Origin of the sequence: Chryseobacterium sp. SIMBA_028, from assembly GCF_046535285.1 — a bacterium.
In the GTDB taxonomy this organism is placed as follows: Bacteria; Bacteroidota; Bacteroidia; order Flavobacteriales; family Weeksellaceae; genus Chryseobacterium.
Genome location: NZ_JAWRWZ010000006.1, coordinates 228,198 through 248,889 on the forward strand (window position 1 = coordinate 228,198; position 20,692 = coordinate 248,889).

Annotated in this window: 22 protein-coding genes; 5 read left to right on the top strand and 17 right to left on the bottom strand. The window is 35.2% G+C overall.

Features of this window, described 5'->3' with window-relative positions; all coding sequences use genetic code 11:
- Positions 1-32: 32 nt before the first annotated feature.
- The 5 genes from SCA31_RS10085 to SCA31_RS10105 form a co-directional block, all read right to left on the bottom strand.
- On the bottom strand, positions 33-881 hold the full coding sequence (locus tag SCA31_RS10085; RefSeq protein WP_410696849.1) for a M12 family metallopeptidase: 849 nt from the start codon (positions 879-881) through the stop codon (positions 33-35).
- 251 nt (positions 882-1,132) lie between these two features.
- The gene (locus SCA31_RS10090) at positions 1,133-1,570 is read right to left on the bottom strand and encodes a hypothetical protein (protein ID WP_410696850.1); all 438 of its coding nucleotides are present in this window, start codon (positions 1,568-1,570) and stop codon (positions 1,133-1,135) included.
- Between the two features lie 10 nt (positions 1,571-1,580).
- Positions 1,581-2,033, bottom strand: a complete 453-nt coding sequence (locus SCA31_RS10095) for a mannose-1-phosphate guanylyltransferase (protein ID WP_410696852.1) — start codon at positions 2,031-2,033, stop codon at positions 1,581-1,583.
- Positions 2,034-2,144: 111 nt separating this feature from the next.
- Positions 2,145-2,573, bottom strand: a complete 429-nt coding sequence (locus SCA31_RS10100; protein WP_410696854.1) for a hypothetical protein — start codon at positions 2,571-2,573, stop codon at positions 2,145-2,147.
- Between the two features lie 44 nt (positions 2,574-2,617).
- Positions 2,618-3,097 carry a hypothetical protein gene (locus SCA31_RS10105; protein WP_410696855.1) on the bottom strand — a complete coding sequence of 160 codons (480 nt, stop codon included), beginning with the start codon at positions 3,095-3,097 and terminating at the stop codon, positions 2,618-2,620.
- Between the two features lie 285 nt (positions 3,098-3,382).
- Here SCA31_RS10105 and SCA31_RS10110 point away from each other — a divergent pair, with 285 nt between their 5' ends.
- The 3 genes from SCA31_RS10110 to SCA31_RS10120 all read left to right on the top strand — a co-directional run bounded on the left by SCA31_RS10110 (position 3,383) and on the right by SCA31_RS10120 (position 6,260).
- The gene (locus tag SCA31_RS10110; protein ID WP_410696856.1) at positions 3,383-4,387 is read left to right on the top strand and encodes an LLM class flavin-dependent oxidoreductase; all 1,005 of its coding nucleotides are present in this window, start codon (positions 3,383-3,385) and stop codon (positions 4,385-4,387) included.
- A 67-nt stretch (positions 4,388-4,454) separates the two neighbouring features.
- Positions 4,455-5,576, top strand: coding sequence for a 3,4-dihydroxy-2-butanone-4-phosphate synthase (ribB, locus tag SCA31_RS10115; RefSeq protein WP_129038162.1), 1,122 nt, complete (start codon positions 4,455-4,457; stop codon positions 5,574-5,576).
- A gap of 102 nt (positions 5,577-5,678) precedes the next feature.
- Positions 5,679-6,260 (top strand): Crp/Fnr family transcriptional regulator, encoded by a 582-nt coding sequence (locus SCA31_RS10120; RefSeq protein ID WP_410696858.1) that lies wholly within the window; start codon positions 5,679-5,681, stop codon positions 6,258-6,260.
- A 115-nt stretch (positions 6,261-6,375) separates the two neighbouring features.
- Here the strand turns inward: SCA31_RS10120 and fmt are convergent, their stop codons facing one another.
- The 6 genes from fmt to folK all read right to left on the bottom strand — a co-directional run bounded on the left by fmt (position 6,376) and on the right by folK (position 14,223).
- Positions 6,376-7,326, bottom strand: a complete 951-nt coding sequence (gene fmt / locus SCA31_RS10125; protein ID WP_410696860.1) for a methionyl-tRNA formyltransferase — start codon at positions 7,324-7,326, stop codon at positions 6,376-6,378.
- Positions 7,327-7,459: 133 nt separating this feature from the next.
- Complete coding sequence (locus tag SCA31_RS10130; RefSeq protein WP_410696862.1) at positions 7,460-9,367, bottom strand: ATP-dependent DNA helicase RecQ; 1,908 nt, start codon at positions 9,365-9,367, stop codon at positions 7,460-7,462.
- A gap of 78 nt (positions 9,368-9,445) precedes the next feature.
- Entirely contained in the window at positions 9,446-10,885 is a 1,440-nt protein-coding gene (locus tag SCA31_RS10135) for an OmpA family protein (protein ID WP_410696864.1), read from the bottom strand.
- Between the two features lie 212 nt (positions 10,886-11,097).
- The gene (locus SCA31_RS10140; protein WP_410696866.1) at positions 11,098-12,621 is read right to left on the bottom strand and encodes an OmpA family protein; all 1,524 of its coding nucleotides are present in this window, start codon (positions 12,619-12,621) and stop codon (positions 11,098-11,100) included.
- A gap of 52 nt (positions 12,622-12,673) precedes the next feature.
- Positions 12,674-13,789 carry an OmpA family protein gene (locus tag SCA31_RS10145; RefSeq protein ID WP_410696868.1) on the bottom strand — a complete coding sequence of 372 codons (1,116 nt, stop codon included), beginning with the start codon at positions 13,787-13,789 and terminating at the stop codon, positions 12,674-12,676.
- Between the two features lie 17 nt (positions 13,790-13,806).
- Entirely contained in the window at positions 13,807-14,223 is a 417-nt protein-coding gene (folK, locus tag SCA31_RS10150) for a 2-amino-4-hydroxy-6-hydroxymethyldihydropteridine diphosphokinase (RefSeq protein ID WP_410696869.1), read from the bottom strand.
- Between the two features lie 20 nt (positions 14,224-14,243).
- Between folK and sppA the strand changes: the two genes are divergently transcribed.
- The gene (gene sppA / locus SCA31_RS10155) at positions 14,244-16,001 is read left to right on the top strand and encodes a signal peptide peptidase SppA (protein ID WP_410696870.1); all 1,758 of its coding nucleotides are present in this window, start codon (positions 14,244-14,246) and stop codon (positions 15,999-16,001) included.
- Between the two features lie 75 nt (positions 16,002-16,076).
- Here the strand turns inward: sppA and SCA31_RS10160 are convergent, their stop codons facing one another.
- From SCA31_RS10160 to rpmB, 6 genes are all read right to left on the bottom strand, one after another.
- Positions 16,077-16,331, bottom strand: coding sequence for a GlsB/YeaQ/YmgE family stress response membrane protein (locus tag SCA31_RS10160; protein WP_106914742.1), 255 nt, complete (start codon positions 16,329-16,331; stop codon positions 16,077-16,079).
- A 69-nt stretch (positions 16,332-16,400) separates the two neighbouring features.
- Positions 16,401-17,354: a signal recognition particle-docking protein FtsY gene (gene ftsY / locus SCA31_RS10165; protein ID WP_410696872.1), complete on the bottom strand. Its 954-nt coding sequence runs from the start codon at positions 17,352-17,354 to the stop codon at positions 16,401-16,403.
- 15 nt (positions 17,355-17,369) lie between these two features.
- The gene (locus SCA31_RS10170; protein ID WP_410696874.1) at positions 17,370-17,840 is read right to left on the bottom strand and encodes a RidA family protein; all 471 of its coding nucleotides are present in this window, start codon (positions 17,838-17,840) and stop codon (positions 17,370-17,372) included.
- A gap of 89 nt (positions 17,841-17,929) precedes the next feature.
- Positions 17,930-18,082: a DUF4295 domain-containing protein gene (locus tag SCA31_RS10175; protein WP_002976755.1), complete on the bottom strand. Its 153-nt coding sequence runs from the start codon at positions 18,080-18,082 to the stop codon at positions 17,930-17,932.
- Positions 18,083-18,102: 20 nt separating this feature from the next.
- On the bottom strand, positions 18,103-18,285 hold the full coding sequence (gene rpmG, locus SCA31_RS10180; RefSeq protein ID WP_027373683.1) for a 50S ribosomal protein L33: 183 nt from the start codon (positions 18,283-18,285) through the stop codon (positions 18,103-18,105).
- A 6-nt stretch (positions 18,286-18,291) separates the two neighbouring features.
- Positions 18,292-18,534 carry a 50S ribosomal protein L28 gene (gene rpmB, locus SCA31_RS10185; RefSeq protein WP_002976757.1) on the bottom strand — a complete coding sequence of 81 codons (243 nt, stop codon included), beginning with the start codon at positions 18,532-18,534 and terminating at the stop codon, positions 18,292-18,294.
- A 242-nt stretch (positions 18,535-18,776) separates the two neighbouring features.
- On the opposite strand from rpmB, the gene SCA31_RS10190 reads away from it, so the two are divergent.
- Complete coding sequence (locus SCA31_RS10190) at positions 18,777-20,495, top strand: T9SS type A sorting domain-containing protein (RefSeq protein WP_410696876.1); 1,719 nt, start codon at positions 18,777-18,779, stop codon at positions 20,493-20,495.
- Positions 20,496-20,692 lie beyond the last annotated feature (197 nt).

Here is a 20,692-nt window from a genome sequence, read left to right on the forward strand (position 1 = left end):
CTTTTCCTGCTTTAAGCCTTTGATATTAAATATTATGGATACATCGTATTGATCGTATTGATATCTCCGGTTGTAAATCCGGTTCTATTATAGGTAAAGGTAGTATTATTGGCTCTTTTAATGGTGGGTTGTCCATTTTTAGAATAAGAATTTGGCCAATACATCATCACTGAATTAATATTAAAAGGACCTATATCTGTTCCTGAATTGTAAATGTTGAAATTATAAGCCTGCCCATCCTGAATATTGTTCCACTGAATACTAAGATACTGATCTCTGTCTTTACGGGAATGTTCATGATAAAGTCCCACTGTATGTCCCATTTCATGAATGACTGATCCTACAGAAATGTATTGATCCAAAGAAACCGTCTGCTTTCCGCCCTGATAGCCGATATGTGCCCATCCATCTGCTCCGGATGAACTTCCGAAAATAAATTCTACATAATTACTCTGATTGGTACGAGGAATCCATTGGGTATTTGTTTTGGAGTTATACTCACTCACAGCCGTATTGATTTTATTTACGTTGATAGAACCCATATTGCTAGCAACAGTGTAATAAACTTTACCTCCCGGCCATCTTGAGAAACTGGCTCCGCCTTTATTGGATGAACCTCCCTCTGTTAATTGCTGGTCCGTAAGAACGATATCTCCCTGAAAGAAATTCATTCCATTTTTTTTCTCATAACTAATCTCCTGACCATTCAATTGGCCCTTTATAACATTTTCCATATTGGAAGCCGTTGTTTGTGCTTCTGTAGCTATCTCTTCATTATTTTTACTACAAGATACCAAAGTGGCTGCAACAATAAAACTCATGAAGATTGTTCTTTTAGTTAACATCTTCGGAGAAAATAAATCATTAAGTTGTTTGTTCATATTAATATTTTTAAAATGGTGTGTTTGTTTGAATTTCTAATACTAATATAATAATTTATTTCTCTTATTAATGAATTATATGTGTTAAAATATTATGCTTTTTAATGATTATTAATTTCTTATGTGCTAAAAGTAAAATATGGAATAATAAAGAATCTCCTTATTGTGCATTACTTTAATGGATAATATAAGAGGAGAAGAATAAGTAATAAAAAAGAGATTTTGACAGTGGCCAAAATCTCTTTTTCTTTTTATTTGTCTAATAAGTCATGATTAACTCTATATCCTACAATTTTAATGGTTCCATTTTCTTTTCGCATAGAAAAGGTTTCTTGTGTTTTTCCGATACTTCTTTTAACATCATAGGTTAAAACATATTCACTTCTCGGATTAGTTCCTGTCATCACAAAGGTTTCCCATTTTACTAAATTATAGTCTTCAATGGTTCCAAAATCGTTTTGAGTAACGGTGTTTATTTCATTAAGCTTTTCTTTACTGGTGACTTCAAAAAATTTCTCACTAAATAGGTCATGAATTTTATCGTAATTGCTTCCATATCTGAATTCCCAATAAAACTTTTGTGGTATTTTCTCTGCTTCTTTTTTATCAGATTCTCTATTGGAAAAAGTCTGATTAAAAGAACAGCTTATCAAGAGAAATGAAATGAGGAATAAATAAATGTTTTTCATTTTAAAAATTTTAACGATCCAAGACCAGTTTTCTTTGGTTATTATCCATATAGCTGGCTCTAAGGCTATAGTGTCTGCGCTCAATCTCTTCATTTTCAATGTGGTTGAAACGTTTCTTGTCTGTTTTGGCGAATTCGATGATCTCAAAATGTCGTTCATCAATGATATTGAAGTCTATCAATTTCAGATACTCGTCTATTGAGTTTTTATCAAGCATAATTTTTCCGCTACCACCACACCAATGTCTATCTTTTCCATTTTTCTTTACACCAGAAACCCAGTATTCTTCACCTGTTTCTATATCAAAATGATTTGCATTAATTCCTGGATTTTTAAGTTTCTTAAGAGCTTTGTCATTAAAATAAACTGTTTGTCCTGATTTTGAAAATTCTACGAAACCAATCCAAGCTGGTCCACTATGTCCATAGGATTTATTCTCAATATATATTATTTTTGTTTTCATGGTCTGAAATTTAATATGAAATTGATCCAAATTCGTTTTTTAATCTAAAAATGGTAATAACTAGATGAAAAATAATTCTTGAGTGATTGTTCATTAAAAAGAAAATCACAATTATTTTCTAGTCATTGCCTCAAAATAGAGTTTTACATTTTCCCAGTTTTGATCTCTTTTTGAATGATATCCAATAAATCTCTTTTCTCTGTCTTCAATTTCATTAGGAAGTTCAATAAATTCTCCCGCTATATTTTTTAAATCCTCTTCTTTTGCATAAAAGATGATTTCGTATCGATTTTTGTGAAGAGTAATTGCTGTGACTTTAATCTTAGAAATAGCCATTATTCTCTGGACAATTTCAATCATTAATTGCTGAAGATTGGATTCATCATTTTCAACATCATCAAATTTTTGCAGCTCAACACGCCAACACCAGCTAAAGTCTCCTTTATTCGGGTCATCCATTACACTTGTGTTGATCCATAACTCAAAAGGGTGATTATCTATGTTAAATATTCTTCTTTTGAATTTTACTTCTTCTTTCATAAGTTTATATACTATTAGTTTTTCAAATATAATAAAGATAATGGTTAGGAAATTTTTATTTCTCCCTCACATAAGGTTTCATAATCACAATAAACAGAATCAAATCCATTATTCAATGTCCATTCATGGGAATAGATAAAAGATATATAACTCCCAATATAAGGTCGGGTCTTTTTATTGATTTCAGCATATTTATACTCTATCCATATCAATAAAGAATCATTTTCTTTCGGTTGATAATCTTCAAATATAGCCTTAGAATTTAGTAAGGAAAGAATGGGCTCATATGATAATCCATTAGTCAATTGAGGGCTTGAGGACCTATACTGAAAATCAATCCCGATATATTCTTCCATTTTCAGAAATCGGGACAGTCTCCATAGAATAGAGGTTTCTTCATATTGAGATTTTGTCAGTTTAATTTTATTCTTTCCTATATTCTTATTGTGAATTATTTTTCTGTTATCAATTGAAGACTCAGGTTCTATCATGATAAAATCAATTCTGGATTCTGAATTTGTCATGATTTTCTTCAATTGATTTGACGCTTTTTGATTTTTTCTATAGACTCCAAATATACAAAATGAATTAAAAAAATTAAGTTTAAAATTGTATAAGTAAAATGGTTTAAATAAAAATTGAATTTCAATAGTTTTTCCCTGAACTAAGCAATCAATCCTATCAATTACAAAAAGTAACTAATGCAGTTTTTATGTTTTAAATTTGTTTGGTTTTTTAAGAATCCAATTTAGAATTATGAAATCAACGAAGGTGATTTCATTTCACCTTTAGAAAATTAGCCTTTCGATATGAAAAATTTTGAAATTTCTGTTTTAGATCTTGCACCAGTAAAGCAAGATAAGAGCATTCATGATACTTTTCAGGACAGCTTGTCCCTAGCCAATCACGCCGAAAACTTAGACTATAAAAGATTTTGGCTGGCTGAACACCACAATATGGAAAGCATTGCCAGTTCTGCAACCTCCGTTTTAATTGGTTTTATTGCCAATGGAACACAAAAAATAAGAGTTGGTTCAGGAGGAATAATGCTTCCGAATCACAGCTCCCTGATTATTGCCGAACAATTTGGTACCCTGGAGTCTCTTTTCCCAGGAAGAATTGATCTTGGGGTAGGAAGAGCGCCAGGAACTGATGGTTTAACAGCGCAGGCACTGGGGAGAAATCCTGCGATCATTAATGAACAGTTTCCAAGACAGATTCTGGAACTTCAGAGATATTTTTCCAAGGAAAATTCTGATGCAATGGTTCGTGCTATTCCTGGAGAGGGATTAGATATTCCTATTTATATTCTGGGATCGAGTACGGATAGTGCCTGGCTGGCAGCTGAGCTTGGTCTGCCATATGCGTTTGCAGGGCATTTTGCTCCGGAACAGATGGAAATGGCTTTTAAAATTTATAGAGAACACTTTCAACCGTCAAAATATCTGGCTCAACCTTATGTCATTGCCTGTGTAAACGGAGTAGCAGCCGAGACTTCGGAAGAAGCACATCGAATTTCCACGACTTTATTCCAGGCATTTATCAATATTGTAAGAAATGACAGAAAACCTTTTGCGCCGCCTGTAGATGATATGGATGAAATCTGGTCGCCAATGGAAAAATCTATGGTTTTACAAAAGTTGAGATATACCTTTATCGGAGATCAGTCGGAAGTTCAGGAAAAGCTTAAGAATTTTCAGGAAAAATTCAATGTAGATGAGCTCATGATCAATTCACATATTTATGATCATCAGAAAAGATTAAGATCCTACGAGATTTTCAGAGAAGCTGTGAACTCTTTATTCAAAGCGTAATAAACCATTCATATTAATTGGCAGATGCTTATTTTTATGAGTATCTTTGCAAAAATAAAAAGTAAAAATGTCTGATATTAAATTAAATACTATTCCAGAGGCTATTGAAGACCTTAAAAATGGTAAAATAATCATAGTAGTAGATGATGAAGACAGAGAGAATGAAGGAGATTTTCTTTGCGCAGCAGAACTGACAACACCTGAAATTATCAACTTTATGGCACTTCACGGAAGAGGGCTAATTTGTATGCCGCTTCCTGAAAAAAGATGTGATGAACTAGGACTTGAGGTGATGGTGAGCAGAAGTAGTGATCCTAAGGAAACTGCTTTTACGGTATCTGTTGACCTGCTGGGTAACGGTACTTCCACAGGTATCTCTGCAGGTGACAGAGCAAAAACGATATTAGCTTTGATGGATGAGAAGTCCAAGCCTACAGATTTTATGAGACCGGGCCACATTTTTCCGCTTCGTGCTAGAAAAGGAGGAGTATTAAAAAGAGCAGGACATACAGAGGCTGCCATTGACCTTACGCATTTAGCAGGATTAAAAGAAGGAGGGGTGATCTGTGAGATCATGAATGAAGACGGAACAATGTCCCGTTTACCTGAGCTTCACGCTTTTGCTCAAAAGCACGATATGAAGATTGTTTCTATTGAAGATTTGATTCATTATCAGCTTAAAAAAGGAAACCTTGTTGAAAGACTTGAAGAGAAAAAAGTAAAGACCCACTACGGTGATTTTGATTTTTATGCATTCAGAGAGACTTCTAACGATCAGATCCACTTTGCATTGACAAAAGGAGCATGGACTGTAGATGAGCCGGTTTTGGTAAGAGTTCAGTCATCAGATTCTTATTTCGATGTATTAACAAGATTGAATAACGGTGAAAAACCTTTATTAGAAAAAGTAACCGGTATGGTGAACGAAGCGGGTAAAGGAGCAATTATCTTCATCAACAACGTTTCAAATTCTGAAAATACATTAAGAAAACTTCAGCAGTTCCTGAACTATCAGGATGGGCAGGAGCAGCATCCAACTTTGGCGTATAACTATAGAGATTATGGTATTGGAACGCAGATTCTAAAGAATTTAGGAATTAATAAGTTTAAAGTAATCACTCAAAATCCTAATATCAAGCCTCAGGTTGGAGGATATGATGTAGAGGTTACTGAGTTGGTACAATTATAATACGTAAATGATGAGTTGTGAATGGAGTTCACTGTAACTGATTGTTTATAATATAGAATAAAAGGTTTAGGATTTTTCTAAACCTTTTTTTATTTTTAAACCATGACGGAGTCTTTAAAAAAACATATCCGAGAATATGTTGACATTTCAGACGAAAAGCTGGAAAAATATAGTAATGCCTTTATTCTTAGAAAAATTAAGAAGAAAGATTTCCTTTTAAAGGAAGGTGATATTTGTGAATTCGAAGGATTTGTACTGAACGGATGCTTCAAGGTTTTTCATACTGATCGAAATGCTTCTGAACAGATATTATACTTTGGTATTGAGAACTGGTGGATTTCAGACATTGATAGCTTTATCAACGGTATTCCATCTAAACTGAATATTCAGGCTCTTGAGGATAGTGAAATTCTTCTTATTTCAAAGAAAGATAAAGAAAAATTATATCAGGAAATGCCAGAAATAGAAAGATTAATGAGGCTTAAGTTCCAGATGTCGATTATAGCACTGCAACGACGAATTATTGATAACTTAAGTAAATCCTCAGAGGAACGTTACACTGAATTTTTAAAAGATTACTCAGAAACCGCCCATCGTCTTACCAATATCCAGATTGCAGCTTATTTGGGGGTTACGCCTGAATTTATAAGCAGAATTCGGAGAAAAATAGTCAATAAAAAATGATTTAAAATAATACCTTAGTTATGGTAAGTGTACTTTAATACGTCAAAGCTTGTCCCTTACCATAACTAAAGTGTTTGAAAATGTTCGTGACTTTACAGTTTAAGTAAAGGTATATTTAATCCTTAAGAGTAATTTCATCAAAATTTCTGAAGCCGTTCAGAAAATCTTTCACACTCATTCTTTTTTTACCTTCTAATTGAAGTTCCTGTGGATAATAAATTCCGTCTTCTGTATAGATTTTAAATTCGTTCTTTGAAATCTCTAAGGTCCCTGAAGGTTTTCCATGGTTTGAAATTTCAAATGTACCCCCGAATATTTTTAATCCTTTTTCCTCCTCTCCAATTTTTAAAGTAGTGAAGGCAGCTGGGTAAGGTGACATTCCAAGGATAAACTGATGTACTGTTTTTGATGGTGCATTCCAATTGATTTTGGTGTCTTCTTTAAAGATTTTATAGGCATTTTTTGGATGCTCTACCTCTGGTTGAGGTCTTTCTTCAATCGTATTTTCGGCTAATCCATCCAACGTTTTTACCACTAATTTTGAACCCATTTCCATCAATCTGTCGTGAAGACTTCCAGCGTTTTCATCAAGTAGGACCTCGAGTTCGTTCTGAAGAAGAATATTTCCTTCATCAATTTTTTCATTAATGAAAAAAGTTGTTGCTCCGGTTTTTACTTCACCGTTAATCACTGCATAGTTGATAGGTGCAGCCCCTCTGTAATCAGGCAATAAAGATGCATGAAGGTTGAATGTCCCCATTTTCGGCATTTCAAAAAGGACTTTAGGCATCATTCTGAAAGCTACCACTACAAAAACATCTGCATCGAGTTTTCTCAGTTCTTCCAGGAATTCAGGATTTCTTAATTTTTCAGGTTGAAAAACAGGGATATTATTTTCTGCAGCATAGACTTTTACCGGTGATTGGTTAATCTTTTGCCCACGGCCACTTGCTTTATCAGCTACAGTTACAACACCTACCACGTTATGGTGAGATTGATGAATAGCCTCCAATGAAGTTTTTGCAAACTCAGGAGTTCCTAAAAAAACGACTTTCAATGATTTCATACTACAAAGATAAGTTTTTAGTTGAAAATTGAATAGGAGGGAAGCATTTGAAATGCTGAACGAAGGTGTAGTTTCAATGAACGAGCAGAAGGGTTGGAGAGGAATTGAATTTTTAAAATTTTACAATACAACATTACCCATGATTCAGTGCATACGTTCTGAAATTAAGCATTCTTACCTTTCCGGAATCCAGTAGAAAGATCAGGCTTTCCAAAATACTTTCCTTGGAATGGTAGCTTAGCTGTACAGAAAGTTCTTCTATGGTTGAAGATTTCTTGGCCAATAGGTTGATGATCTGCTGAGAGATATTTTTCCCGAAAATAGATTGTTTATTTTTTTCGCAGACGGAACAATGCCCACAGTTTTTTGAATTTTTTTCACCAAAATAGGCAAGAATGAGTTTCATTTTACAATAATCATTGTCTTCTACATAAAACTTCATTTCTTCCCATTTCTGGATTTTGTTTCTTTGAATATGTTCAAAAAGTTTCCAATAGGCATTATGGATAACCCTTTCATCACGAGGTTTTAAAAACTTTATACTGGATAATGCTCCATCTATATATTCCAGATAATTTTTTTGCTGAAGCTCTTTCAAACGTTCTTTGATGAGTGGCACACTCACTCCAATCTTATTGCTTACCTGTTGTTCACTAAACAATACCTTGTGCGTTGTAATTCCGGACATGGCACGGAGAAGAAGCTCTATGAAATAAGCGTCTTTTTGAGGCAATTGATCTATTTCATCTGACTTGATGAAAAGTTCCAGAGATGATAAGCTTTTGTTGGCATTATAATAAATGATTTCCTGATTGTGCAGGAAGTTGAGAATATTGTTGATCTTTGCTTTGGATAATCTTGTGAAGTTTTGTATTCCAACAGTATTCAGTTGGAATGTTTTTTCGGGTAACTCAAATTCTGCTACCTGAAAAATAGAGTAGAGGTAGCTAATGATCTTTAAAAATTCTGCCTTATTGGGAATCTGGTTTTTTAGGATCTGATCAAAGTTCAAAAGCTCCTGTTTATTCCAAAGCATGAATGCGAAACTTTCCTTTCCATCTCGTCCTGATCTCCCGATCTCCTGATAAAAATTTTCCAACGATGGAGCAGGAGAGTAATGAAGAACAAATCGTACATTATCCTTGTCAATACCCATTCCAAAGGCATTGGTTGAAATAAGGACTTGGTTGTCACTATTATTCCAGGTATTTTGCTTTGTGTTTTTCTCCTTTGTTGTTAAACCTGCATGAAAATAATCAACATTTTTCAAGTGATTTTTTTTCAGGAATTCTGCTAAGAGTTCTGCTTCTTTTCTCGTTCTTACATATACAATTCCAGAATCGTTATTATACTTTAAAATATCAAGCACACGCTGAAACTTATCAGAAACTTCTTCTGTAAAGATTTTGATATTATCTCTTTTAAAACTCTTTTGAAAGACAGCCGGATTTCTAAGTTCAAGTTTGCTTTTAATTTCTTTCAGAACCTTTGGGGTTGCCGTTGCTGTCAGAGCCAGACAGGGGATCTCAGGATTATTACTTCTGAATCCTTTAATGTTTTGATAGCTTGGACGAAAATCCTGCCCCCATTCTGAAATACAGTGAGCTTCATCTACTGCAATGAATGATAATTCAATTTCCTCCATATTTTGAAGAAACTGAGTATTGGTTAATCTTTCAGGAGAAACATATAAAAGCTTTGTAAGCCCCTCTTTACAACGATTATAAATGGTTTCCGCATCATATTCGTCAAGTTCTGAGGATAAATATTCTGCTTCTATACCTCTAAACTTAAGCTGATTCACCTGGTCTTTCATTAATGCCAGCAAAGGGGAAATAACCAAGCAGGTTCCTTCCTTAAGTAAAGCCGGAAGCTGATAACATAATGATTTCCCGGCACCTGTAGGGAGAAGTACCAGAGTATCTTTTTCATTAATAACAGCATTGATAATCTCTTCCTGAGAATCTCTGAAACCAGTATAGCCCCAGAAATACTTAAGAGTATCATATTTTAGCTTTTGAAAATCCTGTGAAGAAATCATGGTGTAAAAATAAGGAAAGAATTATGACAAAAAAAGCCACGCAATGCGTGACTTTTGTATAATAAATTAATAAGTTTATTATTTAGCTTCGAAGTATACTCTTCTATTTGCTCTGTTTTTCCATTCAGGGCACTTAGTTGCTGGTTCACACTCAGGGTATTTAAGGTCTTTCTCACCTTTACCTACTGCGTTTAGTTTACCAGATTGAACTCCATTTTTGATCAAATAACTCTTAACGTTGTTTGCTCTTCTTTCAGATAGTTTTTTGTTATAAGCATCAGTACCTCTTGTATCAGTTGCACCTACTACGTTATAAGAACCATTTGAAGAATTGATATAATTTACTGCATTGTTTAGAATAGGAGTATTTGAAGGTAAAATTCTGTCAGAATTTAAATCAAACTCAATTCCTTCCAATTTAGTTTCTGTTTCTACTACAGGTCCTGTAGTGGTTGTAGGACATCCGTTGTTTTCAACAGGCCCAGGAACCGTTACACACTTGTCGTAAAGATCGATTACACCATCAAGGTCAGTATCCAGGGCAACACCAGCACCATCTACTCTTGCTCCAGCAGGAGTGTCAAGTTGTCTGTCCCAATCATCACATACCCCGTCATTATCAGCATCCCCTTTCTTACATACTTCAATGTCTTGGTTTTTATTGGCCAACACATCAAGCTTGTAATAAATTTCCTGAAGCGGATCATGCCACATTAGATGAGATTCATGTTTTCCTAGCTTTAAGGAAAGACCTAATGTTGCATTGAAGAAGTTATCAGAAACCTGTTCTTCACGTCTATTAACTGCACTGTATTTGTCACCACCACCGTCAAATTCATCATCACCGGTAACCACGTACATTAATCTACCTTCAATGTCAATTCTTCTGTTTACCTTAAATTTCAAACCAGCACCCGTTTGCATAAACATGGATCCAAGTTGGAAAGGCTTGATTTCAGTCATTAAACTTTGTCCTTTGATGTCTTTCTGGTATGCTCTGTAGGCAATTGTACCAATACCTGCATATCCGTGAAGAGCCCATCTGTAAGGAGAGTGATTGTCAACTCTTCTCAAAAGGTTAGAGAAGTTAATATCTCCCAAGATTGAGATTGCATCATACTGAGTTCTTGCGCCTACAGCAGTTGCGTCAGGTGCAGCATCCTTGGTATTGAACCATCCTTGTCTTGTTTCACCTCTGTCATACTGTAAGTTAATACCAAAAGCATGAGTGATTGCCTTATCAATACTTACATAAGCAGAGTATCCAAATAGGTTTTTACCATTACCATTTTTGATAGAGGTTAAATCTGCTGATTGCATCAGTGGAACTCCAACCCCTGCCGAGATTGACCAATCATTAAACCTTTTTGATTGATTGGTAAATGGGGAAACATTAGCAGACCCAGAAGAAAAAGTATTTGGGTACTTTCCATTTGAAACTGCCGTTGAGTCTTGTTGTGCATAGCTGGCCGTAGGAACAGCCAATGCTAGGGCAACAATTGCTAAACTTAATTTCATAGTGTTATTTTTTTAAGTTAAGTTATTTTAAATGATTTTTTTACGTGAAAAATTGATTTTGTATTATTTTTTTCAAAACAACTATGCTAATGCCTTGTTTATTTGGTACCTATTGCCTTGAAAATGATATAAAGGTATGTAAAAAATTTCGTAGTAGAAAAAAAATAAACCGAAAAGAACAATTCTTTTCGGTTTATGTATTTAATAAGAAATTACTTTTTCTTTTTTTTAGCAGGTACCTTTTTAGTCGCTTTTTTTACAGGAGCATCTTCATAATCTTTCTTTTGGATAGAATTCCATTCAGAGCTTTCTATAAATCTTACTGTAACTTTTCTGTCGGCTAATCTTTCAGCATCTGAAGCTGAAGCAGGTATTGTTGCTTCTGCAGAACCTACTCCTTTAGATTTCAGTGCATTATCATTTACTCCTCTGGTTTCTAAAGCTCCCACTACAGCAGCAGCTCTTTCTTTAGATAATCTTAGGTTATATGCAGCATTACCTTTGATATCGGTATGTCCTGTTAATAGATAATTACCACCGTTTTCTTTAATAATTGAAGCCGCTAAATCCAGTTTACTGTTAGATTCTGGTCTTATCGTTGCTTTATTAAAGTTAAAGTAGATATCCTTAAGTGTTTTTTCTACTTCTACTGCAGTCTCTTTATTATCTTTCTTTACTGGGCATCCATTGTTTTCAACAGGTCCAGGAACCGTTACACATTTGTCGTAAAGGTCAATTACACCATCAAGATCAGTATCCAGGGCAACACCGGCTCCATCTACTCTTGCTCCAGCAGGAGTGTCAAGTTGTCTGTCCCAATCATCACATACCCCGTCATTATCAGCATCCCCTTTCTTACATACTTCAATGTCTTGGTTTTTATTGGCCAACACATCAAGCTTGTAATAAATTTCCTGAAGTGGATCATGCCACATTAGGTGAGATTCATGTTTTCCTAATTTGAAAGAAAGACCTAATGTTGCATTGAAGAAATTATCAGAAACCTGTTCTTCACGTCTGTTGACTGCGCTGTATTTGTCACCACCACCGTCAAATTCATCATCACCAGTAATAACATACATTAATCTACCTTCAATGTCAATTCTTCTGTTTACCTTAAATTTCAAACCAGCACCCGTCTGCATAAACATGGATCCAAGTTGGAAAGGCTTAACTTCAGTCATTAAACTTTGTCCCTTGCTGTCTTTCTGATAAGCTCTGTAGGCAATTGTACCGATACCGGCATATCCGTGAAGAGCCCATCTGTAAGGAGAGTGATTGTCAACTCTTCTCAAAAGGTTAGAGAAGTTAACATCTCCCAAGATTGAGATCGCATCATACTGAGTTCTTGCGCCTACAGCAGTTGCATCAGGTGCAGCATCCTTGGTATTGAACCATCCTTGTCTTGTTTCACCTCTGTCATACTGTAAGTTGATTCCAAAAGCATGAGTGATGGCCTTATCAATACTTACATAAGCAGAATATCCGAAAAGGTTTTTACCATTACCATTTTTGATAGAGGTTAAATCTGCTGATTGCATTAGTGGAACACCTGCTCCAACTGAAATAGACCAGTCATTAAATCTTTTCGATTGTTGGGTGAAAGGGGAAACATTGGCAGATCCAGAAGAAAAAGTATTGGGATACTTTCCATCTGTAGTTGCTGCTGAGTCTTGTGCATAGCTTATAGCAGGCATCGTCAAAGCCAGTACAGCAATTGCTAAACTTAATTTCATCGTGTATTATTTATTTTTGATTTTTTGAAAAGCAGTTTTTAGCTTCTTTTTATTATTTAATTGGGCATCCGTTGTTTTCAACAGGTCCAGGAACTGTTACACACTTGTCGTAAAGGTCAATAACCCCGTCAAGGTCCATATCCAGGGCAACACCAGCACCGTCTACTCTTGCTCCAGCAGGAGTGTCAAGCTGTCTGTCCCAATCATCACATACCCCGTCATTATCTGCGTCTCCTTTTTCACAAACTACAAGATCGGTAGTTGCATTTTCCAGAACGTTGGTTCTGTAGTATGCTTCCTGAAGTGGATCATGCCATGCTAAGTGAGATAGGTGTTTTCCTAATTTGAAAGATACCCCTAAGCTTACGGTCCATGCATTGTCAGATCTTCTGGCATTAAGCATGTTATATTTTGAACTTGTTGAACCTGGTTCATAATCACCAGGACCAGCCCATCCGCCGCCATCAAATTCATCATCGCCACTGATAATGTACATGGTTCTTGCTTCTACGTCAATAAGTTTTGAAACATTATACTTTACCCCTAGACCTCCTTGATAGAATATGGAATTAATTCCTAGATCTTGTTTGATGAATAAAGGAATTCTTTTTGGATTAGTACTCCATCTGAACTCATCATTGTCATGCAAAGACGTTCTGAATCCTTGGATACCAACTCCCATATATCCATGGAAAGCCCATCTGTAAGGAGAGTGGTTGTCAACTCTTCTTAATAGATTAGAGAAATTGATATCTCCCATTAGAGCAATTTGGTCAAATTGAGTTGTTGCAGTACCTACTCCGGCAAGTTGACCGGCTGTACCAGGAAGCTGGCCAGTCTGCTTTGTTTCTCCTCTCGTATACAGTAAGCTTAAGCCAAACGTATGGGAAATTTGCTTGTCAATACTTACGTAAGCATTATATCCCCAGTTGGTCTTATCTTTGCGAAGAGATTTAAGATCCGAGTGAACCATAAATGCCGGTCCTCCACCAACTGAAATAGACCAGTCTCTGAAACGTCTGGCTTTGTTGTTGAAAGTTTGTACATTAGCGGAACCTGAGGAGAATGTATTAGGATACTCAGTAGAAGAGTTTACTGTAGTACTGCTATTCTGTGCGAAAGCTGCAATTGGCAATGTAGTAGCCAATAATAATAAACCTAATTTCATACAATATGTTTTATGTTTTAAATAAAATCTTTTAATAATACTCTGGAAAAATCCCTTTCAAAAAGATGTTTTTTATGAGGGATTTCTAATCTTTCTGATTTAAAATTTAATTCATTATACTTAATGATATCAATATCTATTACTCTATCAGTGTAGCCTCCGGATACTTTTGAATCATTAATTCTTCCCATTTCAACTTCAATATCTTTAATACAATCAAGCAGTTGAATTGGTGAAAGATGAGTGAATATTATTGCTGCAATATTACAAAAAATATTGGAACTAACAAATTCTACAGGATCAGATATTAAAAATTCGCTTGTTTGTGAAATGTTGTTTCCTGCATCACTTATTTTCTGTAAAGCGAGTTCTATATTTTTTTTTTGCTCTCCAAGGTTACTTCCTAGTAACAAAACTACCTTTTGCTGCGACATATTGGGAAATTGATTGATTTATGAGAAGTTTCTTTAAAAATGTTTTGGCAAATATAGTAGCAATAGTTATACTTTGCGCTGTATTTTTCATCTTTTTCATTATGTTGATTGTGTTTAGTTCTATGGGAAGTGATAAGGCTGTTGCCGTGAAAAAGAATTCGGTTCTTACGATTAATTTAAAGACAAACATAATAGATAGCCCTACGGAAGAAGAAATGGGACTATTCGGTATCAGTAACCAGAACAAGAGTGTTCTTCTGTATGATGCACTGGAAGCTATTAACAAGGCTAAAACCGATGATAATATCAAAGGAATCAGTATTGAAGCTGATGAGCTGAATGCAGGATTAACACAGATTGATGATCTTAGAAATGCAATTGAGGATTTCAAGAAAAGTGGAAAATTTGTGTATGCTTATGGTAACGGAGTTTCTCAATCGGCTTACTATTTAGGGTCGGTAGCTGAGAAGTATTATCTGCATCCGGCAGGAGGGATAGAATTAAAAGGGCTTGCTACTGAAGTTACATTCTTTAAGGATTTTGCTGATAAATATGGGATCGGGATTGAAGTGATTCGTCACGGTAAATTTAAATCTGCAGTGGAACCATTCTTAAGAAATGATATTTCCCCGGAAAATAAGGAACAGCTAAGTACTCTATTAAATGATCTTTGGAAAAATACTTCCGATAAAATGGCAGCATCCAGAAAGATTGATACAGTTCAGTTCAGAACGATTGTTGATAGTTTATATGGAATGATTCCTGAGCAGGGATTGAAATATAAGCTTGCGGATAAGCTTATTCAAAAAACAGAATATGAAGATTTGCTTAAAGCTAAATTAAGTTTAACAAATAAGGAAAAACTGAACAAAATCTCTTTGGCTAATTATATCAATTCTTATGCTGATGAGGATCAATCAGGTGAAAAGGTAGCTGTACTCTATGCTTCAGGATCTATTAACAGCGGAGATCAGTATAATGACATTCATTCTGACAGATATGTAAAATATATTCAGAAGCTTCAGGAAGATGATAAGGTGAAAGCTGTGGTTCTTAGAATCAATTCTCCGGGAGGAAGTGCCAATGCTTCAGATGAAATTTTATTTGAACTGCAACAGCTGAAAAAGAAAAAGCCATTGGTTGTTTCATTTGGTGATTATGCTGCTTCAGGAGGATATTATGTAGCAATGGCTGCCGATAAGATTTATTCGGAGCCTAATACTCTTACTGGTTCTATCGGGGTCTTTGGAGTGTTGCCTTATTATAAGGATATTGCTGCGAAGAACGGAATTCGTGCAGATGTTGTTTCTACCAATGCTAATTCTATGTACTATTCAGGCTTGAATGGAGTAACACCATATGGAGTAAATATGATGACAAAAAGTGTAGAGGGCACTTACAAAAGATTTGTACATTTTGTTACTCAAAACAGAAAACAAACTTTTGAGCAGATTGATAATGTAGGTGGTGGTAGAGTATGGAGTGGTGTTCGTGCTAAGCAAATTGGATTAGTAGATGAATTGGGAACCCTGAATGATGCGGTAAAGTTTGCAGCACAGAAAGCAGGATTAAAGTCAGCGTACCAGGTTGAGTCTTTTCCTAAGAAAATGTCTCCTTTTGAGCAGATCTTTAAAGACCTGAATGAAGAAGATGTTTCGGCAAGAATCATCAAAAGTAAAATAGGAAAATCCAACTATGAGATTTTACAGCAGATTACAGATAAGAAACTGCAGTCTGATATCAAAATGGAAATGCCTTATCAAATCAGAATCAACTAACTAAATTATATTGTACAGAAAATCCCGGATCTGAATTTCAGATCCGGGATTTTATTTTTTATTAATTAGTATCGATTAGCCTTTCTTTGTAGCCATTCCGTAAATCCAAAGGACGATCAGAGATCCTCCTATGGCAAGAAGCATACTTCTGAAATCAAAACTGTCAACTGTTCCCCAGCCAAGAAAATTTCCTATAAATCCCCCAACAAAAGCTCCTATAATTCCCAGGATAATTGTTATTAGCCATCCGCCCCCTTGAGTGCCTGGCATTATTAATTTAGCAATGGCTCCCGCAATAAGACCAAATATGATCCAAGTTAAAATTCCCATAGTTTTAAGATTTTAATTGTTAATATTTATTGATTTGTTTTGCTAATATAAGGGAAAACATGACATAAATCATCTTTTCTTGAAGAATGAGTCTACAAATTCCGTACCATTAAAAAGCTGTAGATCCTGCATTTTTTCACCTACACCTATATATTTTACCGGAATCTGGAATTGGTCTGAGATCCCAATAACAACTCCTCCTTTTGCTGTTCCGTCCAGTTTGGTAACTGCCAGTGCGTTCACTTCAGTAGCTGCTGTAAATTGCTTGGCTTGTTCAAATGCATTTTGTCCTGTAGAACCGTCAAGAACCAATAGGATCTCATGAGGTGCATCAGGAATTACTTTCTGCATTACTCTCTTGATTTTGGAAAGTTCATTCATCAGGTTGACTTTATTATGAAGTCTTCCTGCGGTGTCAATAATGACAACATCTGCATTTTGGGCAACAGCACTTTGTACCGTATCAAAAGCTACAGATGCAGGGTCAGAACCCATTTCTTGTTTTACGATAGGAACACCCACTCTTTCACTCCAGATGGTAAGCTGGTCAACGGCAGCAGCCCTAAAGGTATCAGCAGCTCCTAAAACTACTTTCTTACCCTCAGATTTGAACTGGTGAGCCAGTTTTCCAATGGTTGTTGTTTTTCCAACGCCATTTACTCCCACTACCATAATTACATAAGGCTTCTTGGAAGTGTCGATATTTCCTGTTCCTGCATGAGGGTTTTCAAGCAAAAGACCTGCAATTTCATCACGAAGAATTTTATCCAGCTCGCTTACCCCGACATACTTGTCACGGGAAACCCGTTCCTCAATTCTTTCTATGATCTTGATGGTGGTAGAAGCGCCTACATCGGATGCGATCAGTATTTCTTCAAGATCATCCAGTACTTCGTCATCTACCTTGCTTTTACCGACAACGGCTTTCGTCATTTTTTCAAAGAATCCCTGGCTGGATTTTTCCAATCCCTTATCTAAGGTTTCTTTTTCTTCTTTTTTGAAAATATTTTTAAACCAACTCATAGTTTTAGTTTATTCTTATCTTTTGTTTTTAATCACTGCTGTGGCTTCTACCTCTATCAGTACATCATCTCTGAAAAGCCTGCTTGCCTCTATAAGGCTGCTTACAGGAGGGTTTTGAAGATTAATATGCTTGTCCCTTATTTTTCTGAAATCAGGGGTTTTTGATATGTCTTTGATGAAAATTCCCAGCTTTATAATATCCTTTCCCGTACCTCCGTACTCTTTCAGAATGTTTTCAATATTATTGAAAATCTGCTGTGTCTGCTCTTCTACATTATTTCCTACCAAGTTTCCCACTGTATCTAAGGGGACCTGCCCAGATAATAAAATCATTTTGGAACTTCCACAATCAATGCTTACTGATTGTGATAATCCCTGAATGTTGAAAACTTTTGACGAACTTTTATATTCTATAGTATTCATTGCTTCCTGACTATATGAAAATAGAAAAATTACTGTACAAGCCAGAATGAGAATTTTTTTCATATTTCATTGATTAATAATCTGGTGAACAAAGATAACAAAAAAACTACCCAAAATATGAGTAGTTTTTTATATTGTAAATAAAGTATTAATTATTTTTTCAAATAACCATCTACTTCATCAGCATTCATTACTTTTTCTTCGAAAACGTAAGCTCCTGATTTAGAAGACTTAACCATTTTCACCACTTTAGTCATCTTTTTAGACTGACCGCTTTGTAGGGTTGCTACTACTTTCTTTGCCATGGTAAATTATTATTTATAAATTACTTGATTTCTTTGTGAAGGGTAGATCTCTTAAGAACAGGATTGTATTTTTTCAATTCCAATCTTTCTGTAGTGTTCTTTTTGTTTTTTGTAGAAATGTATCTAGACATTCCTGGCATACCACTTTCTTTGTGCTCTGTACATTCAAGGATTACTTGAACTCTATTTCCTTTTTTTGCCATGATTTATTAATTCTTTTTAATCAATCCGTTTCTAGTAGCTCTTTCAATAGCTTCCTCGATTCCAATCTTGTTAATCACTCTCAATCCATGAGCTGATACTTTCAGTGTAACGTGCTTATCTTGCTCCGGAAGGTAAAACTTCTTCTCTAATAAGTTAATTTCAAAACGACGCTTCGTTTTGTTATTAGCGTGAGAAACGTTGTTACCAACCATTGCACGCTTTCCTGTTATTTGGCAAATTCTTGACATATCTCGATGTTCTTATTTGTATAATATTTGAGAGTGCAAAATAACGAAGAATTTTTTAGATAGACAAATCTTTTGGAAAATATTTGTAAATAAGTGACTGATTAATAATATTGATTTTTTAAAATATCCGAATTTCTGGGATATAGCCGAAAATCCCTGCTGATATATTTCATACAGGCTTTTTTTTAAAGGAGAAATTTAATATTCTATCTTTGTTTTTAATTAATCTAAATAAGAATAACATGAAGAGAATTTATTTTCTATTGTCTATGTTTCCTGTAAGCTTGGCAGCACAAAGTTTCAGTGAGATACAGACTGGGATGAATAATTTTTATTTTTCGGCGGCGGATATTGCTGATATAGACAATAATGGCACTTTGGATATTGTAGTGAATGGAGCCATAGATTCCGATGGAGACGGACAGCCCGATGCTACCTATAACGAAGTTTATCAGAATAATGGAACAACATTTCAGCCGTATACTGATCTTGGAGGAGATGTGACGCATTTGGGAGACGTGAAATTTATTGACTTTGATAATGATGGATTAATGGATATAGTCTCTACGGGGCTTAGCTATATGGACATTGTGAACTATAAACATTATCGGTTTAAAAATACCGGAGTAGGTTTTGTAAAACAGGAGGATCTTCCCGGAAAAATCTATGGTTCTATGGAAGTCTTTGATTTTAACCATGACGGAAAACAAGATTATGCAATCAATGGAACTCAATTTGCCCATGGTAGTGGGGAGTTTAATAATACATTAGATTTTTACAGAAATACAGGATCCGGTTTTGAAATGACTGAAAATTGGGTTAACGGGACGCAAAACGGTAGTTTTAAGGTAGTAGATTTAAACAATGATCATCTGTTGGATCTTATTGTAATTGGATCTGATATTAATGGAGATCCTGTATCCAAGGTTTATATGAATCAGGGTGGAACTTTGGTTGATGCACAATCACTGGATTCTTTGATATCCGGAAAACTTGAGGTCGCAGATTTCAATGCAGATGGTTTTCAGGATGTTGTAGTTGCTGGTAAGGATGCCAATGATGATCCTTATTTTGCAGTTTTAATGAACGATGGAACAGGTACATTGGTTACTCAACAGATTAGTCCTGCTGAAATTGAAGATGCGTCATTAAGCGTAGGAGACTTGAATAATGATGGATATTATGATTTTATCATCTCTGGTAATATAAACTATAATGCAGTTGTAAAGACTTATTTATATAATTCACCCAGCCAGACCTTTACGGAGGGAGCAACAACTGGGATATATAACCTGGGGGGTCCAGGAATGGTCCAATTGTTTGATTTTAATAATGATAACCACTTAGATGTCCTATTGGGTGGATTTGACTGGTCTGATTCAGGATTGCCATCGTTGACAAAAGTCTTTAAAAATAATTCTACAGCTACGAATGCAAAGCCAACGGCTCCTACGAACCTTAACCTGGCTAGAAGTGGAAACAGGTTTAATTTTACCTGGAGTGGGGCAACGGATGATAAGACCCCTGTTAATGCCTTACGCTATGAAATTAAGGTAGGATCAACTCAGGGAGCACACGATATTGCTAAATATATAGTCACAACACCATCATGGTTTCTGGATTTGGACCCATCGATTCAGAATGTATATTGGAGTGTAAGAACCATTGATGCTTCAAAAGCGTATTCTGATGTGTCTACAGTAGGTACACTGGCAACTAAAGAAAATAATATCAATACAGAAAAACAACTTGTTATCTATCCAAACCCAACATCTGATAAAGTGTATATTAAAGGTGAAAAGGTTTCAGAAGCTGAAGTGTATTCAATGGATGGACGAAAGCTGAATGTCATTTTAAATGGAGACCAGTCTATTAATGTTTCTCATTTACCAAAAGGAGTATATCTATTAAAACTGAAAATAAAAAACGAAATAACCACGAAAAAACTTACAATTAAATAACTGAATCATTCTATCATGAGAAAAGCCAGACGTCCAGCTGGCTTTTCTCTTTTTATAGGGTGAATCTTTTAATATTTTAAAATGAAGAAAGAATGGAATTTCTTCTGGAAAAAAAATCTGCGTTATCTGCAAAATCTACGAGAATTTATGTTTCTATCGCAGATCTGGCGGATGACGCAGATTCTTATATTATATGC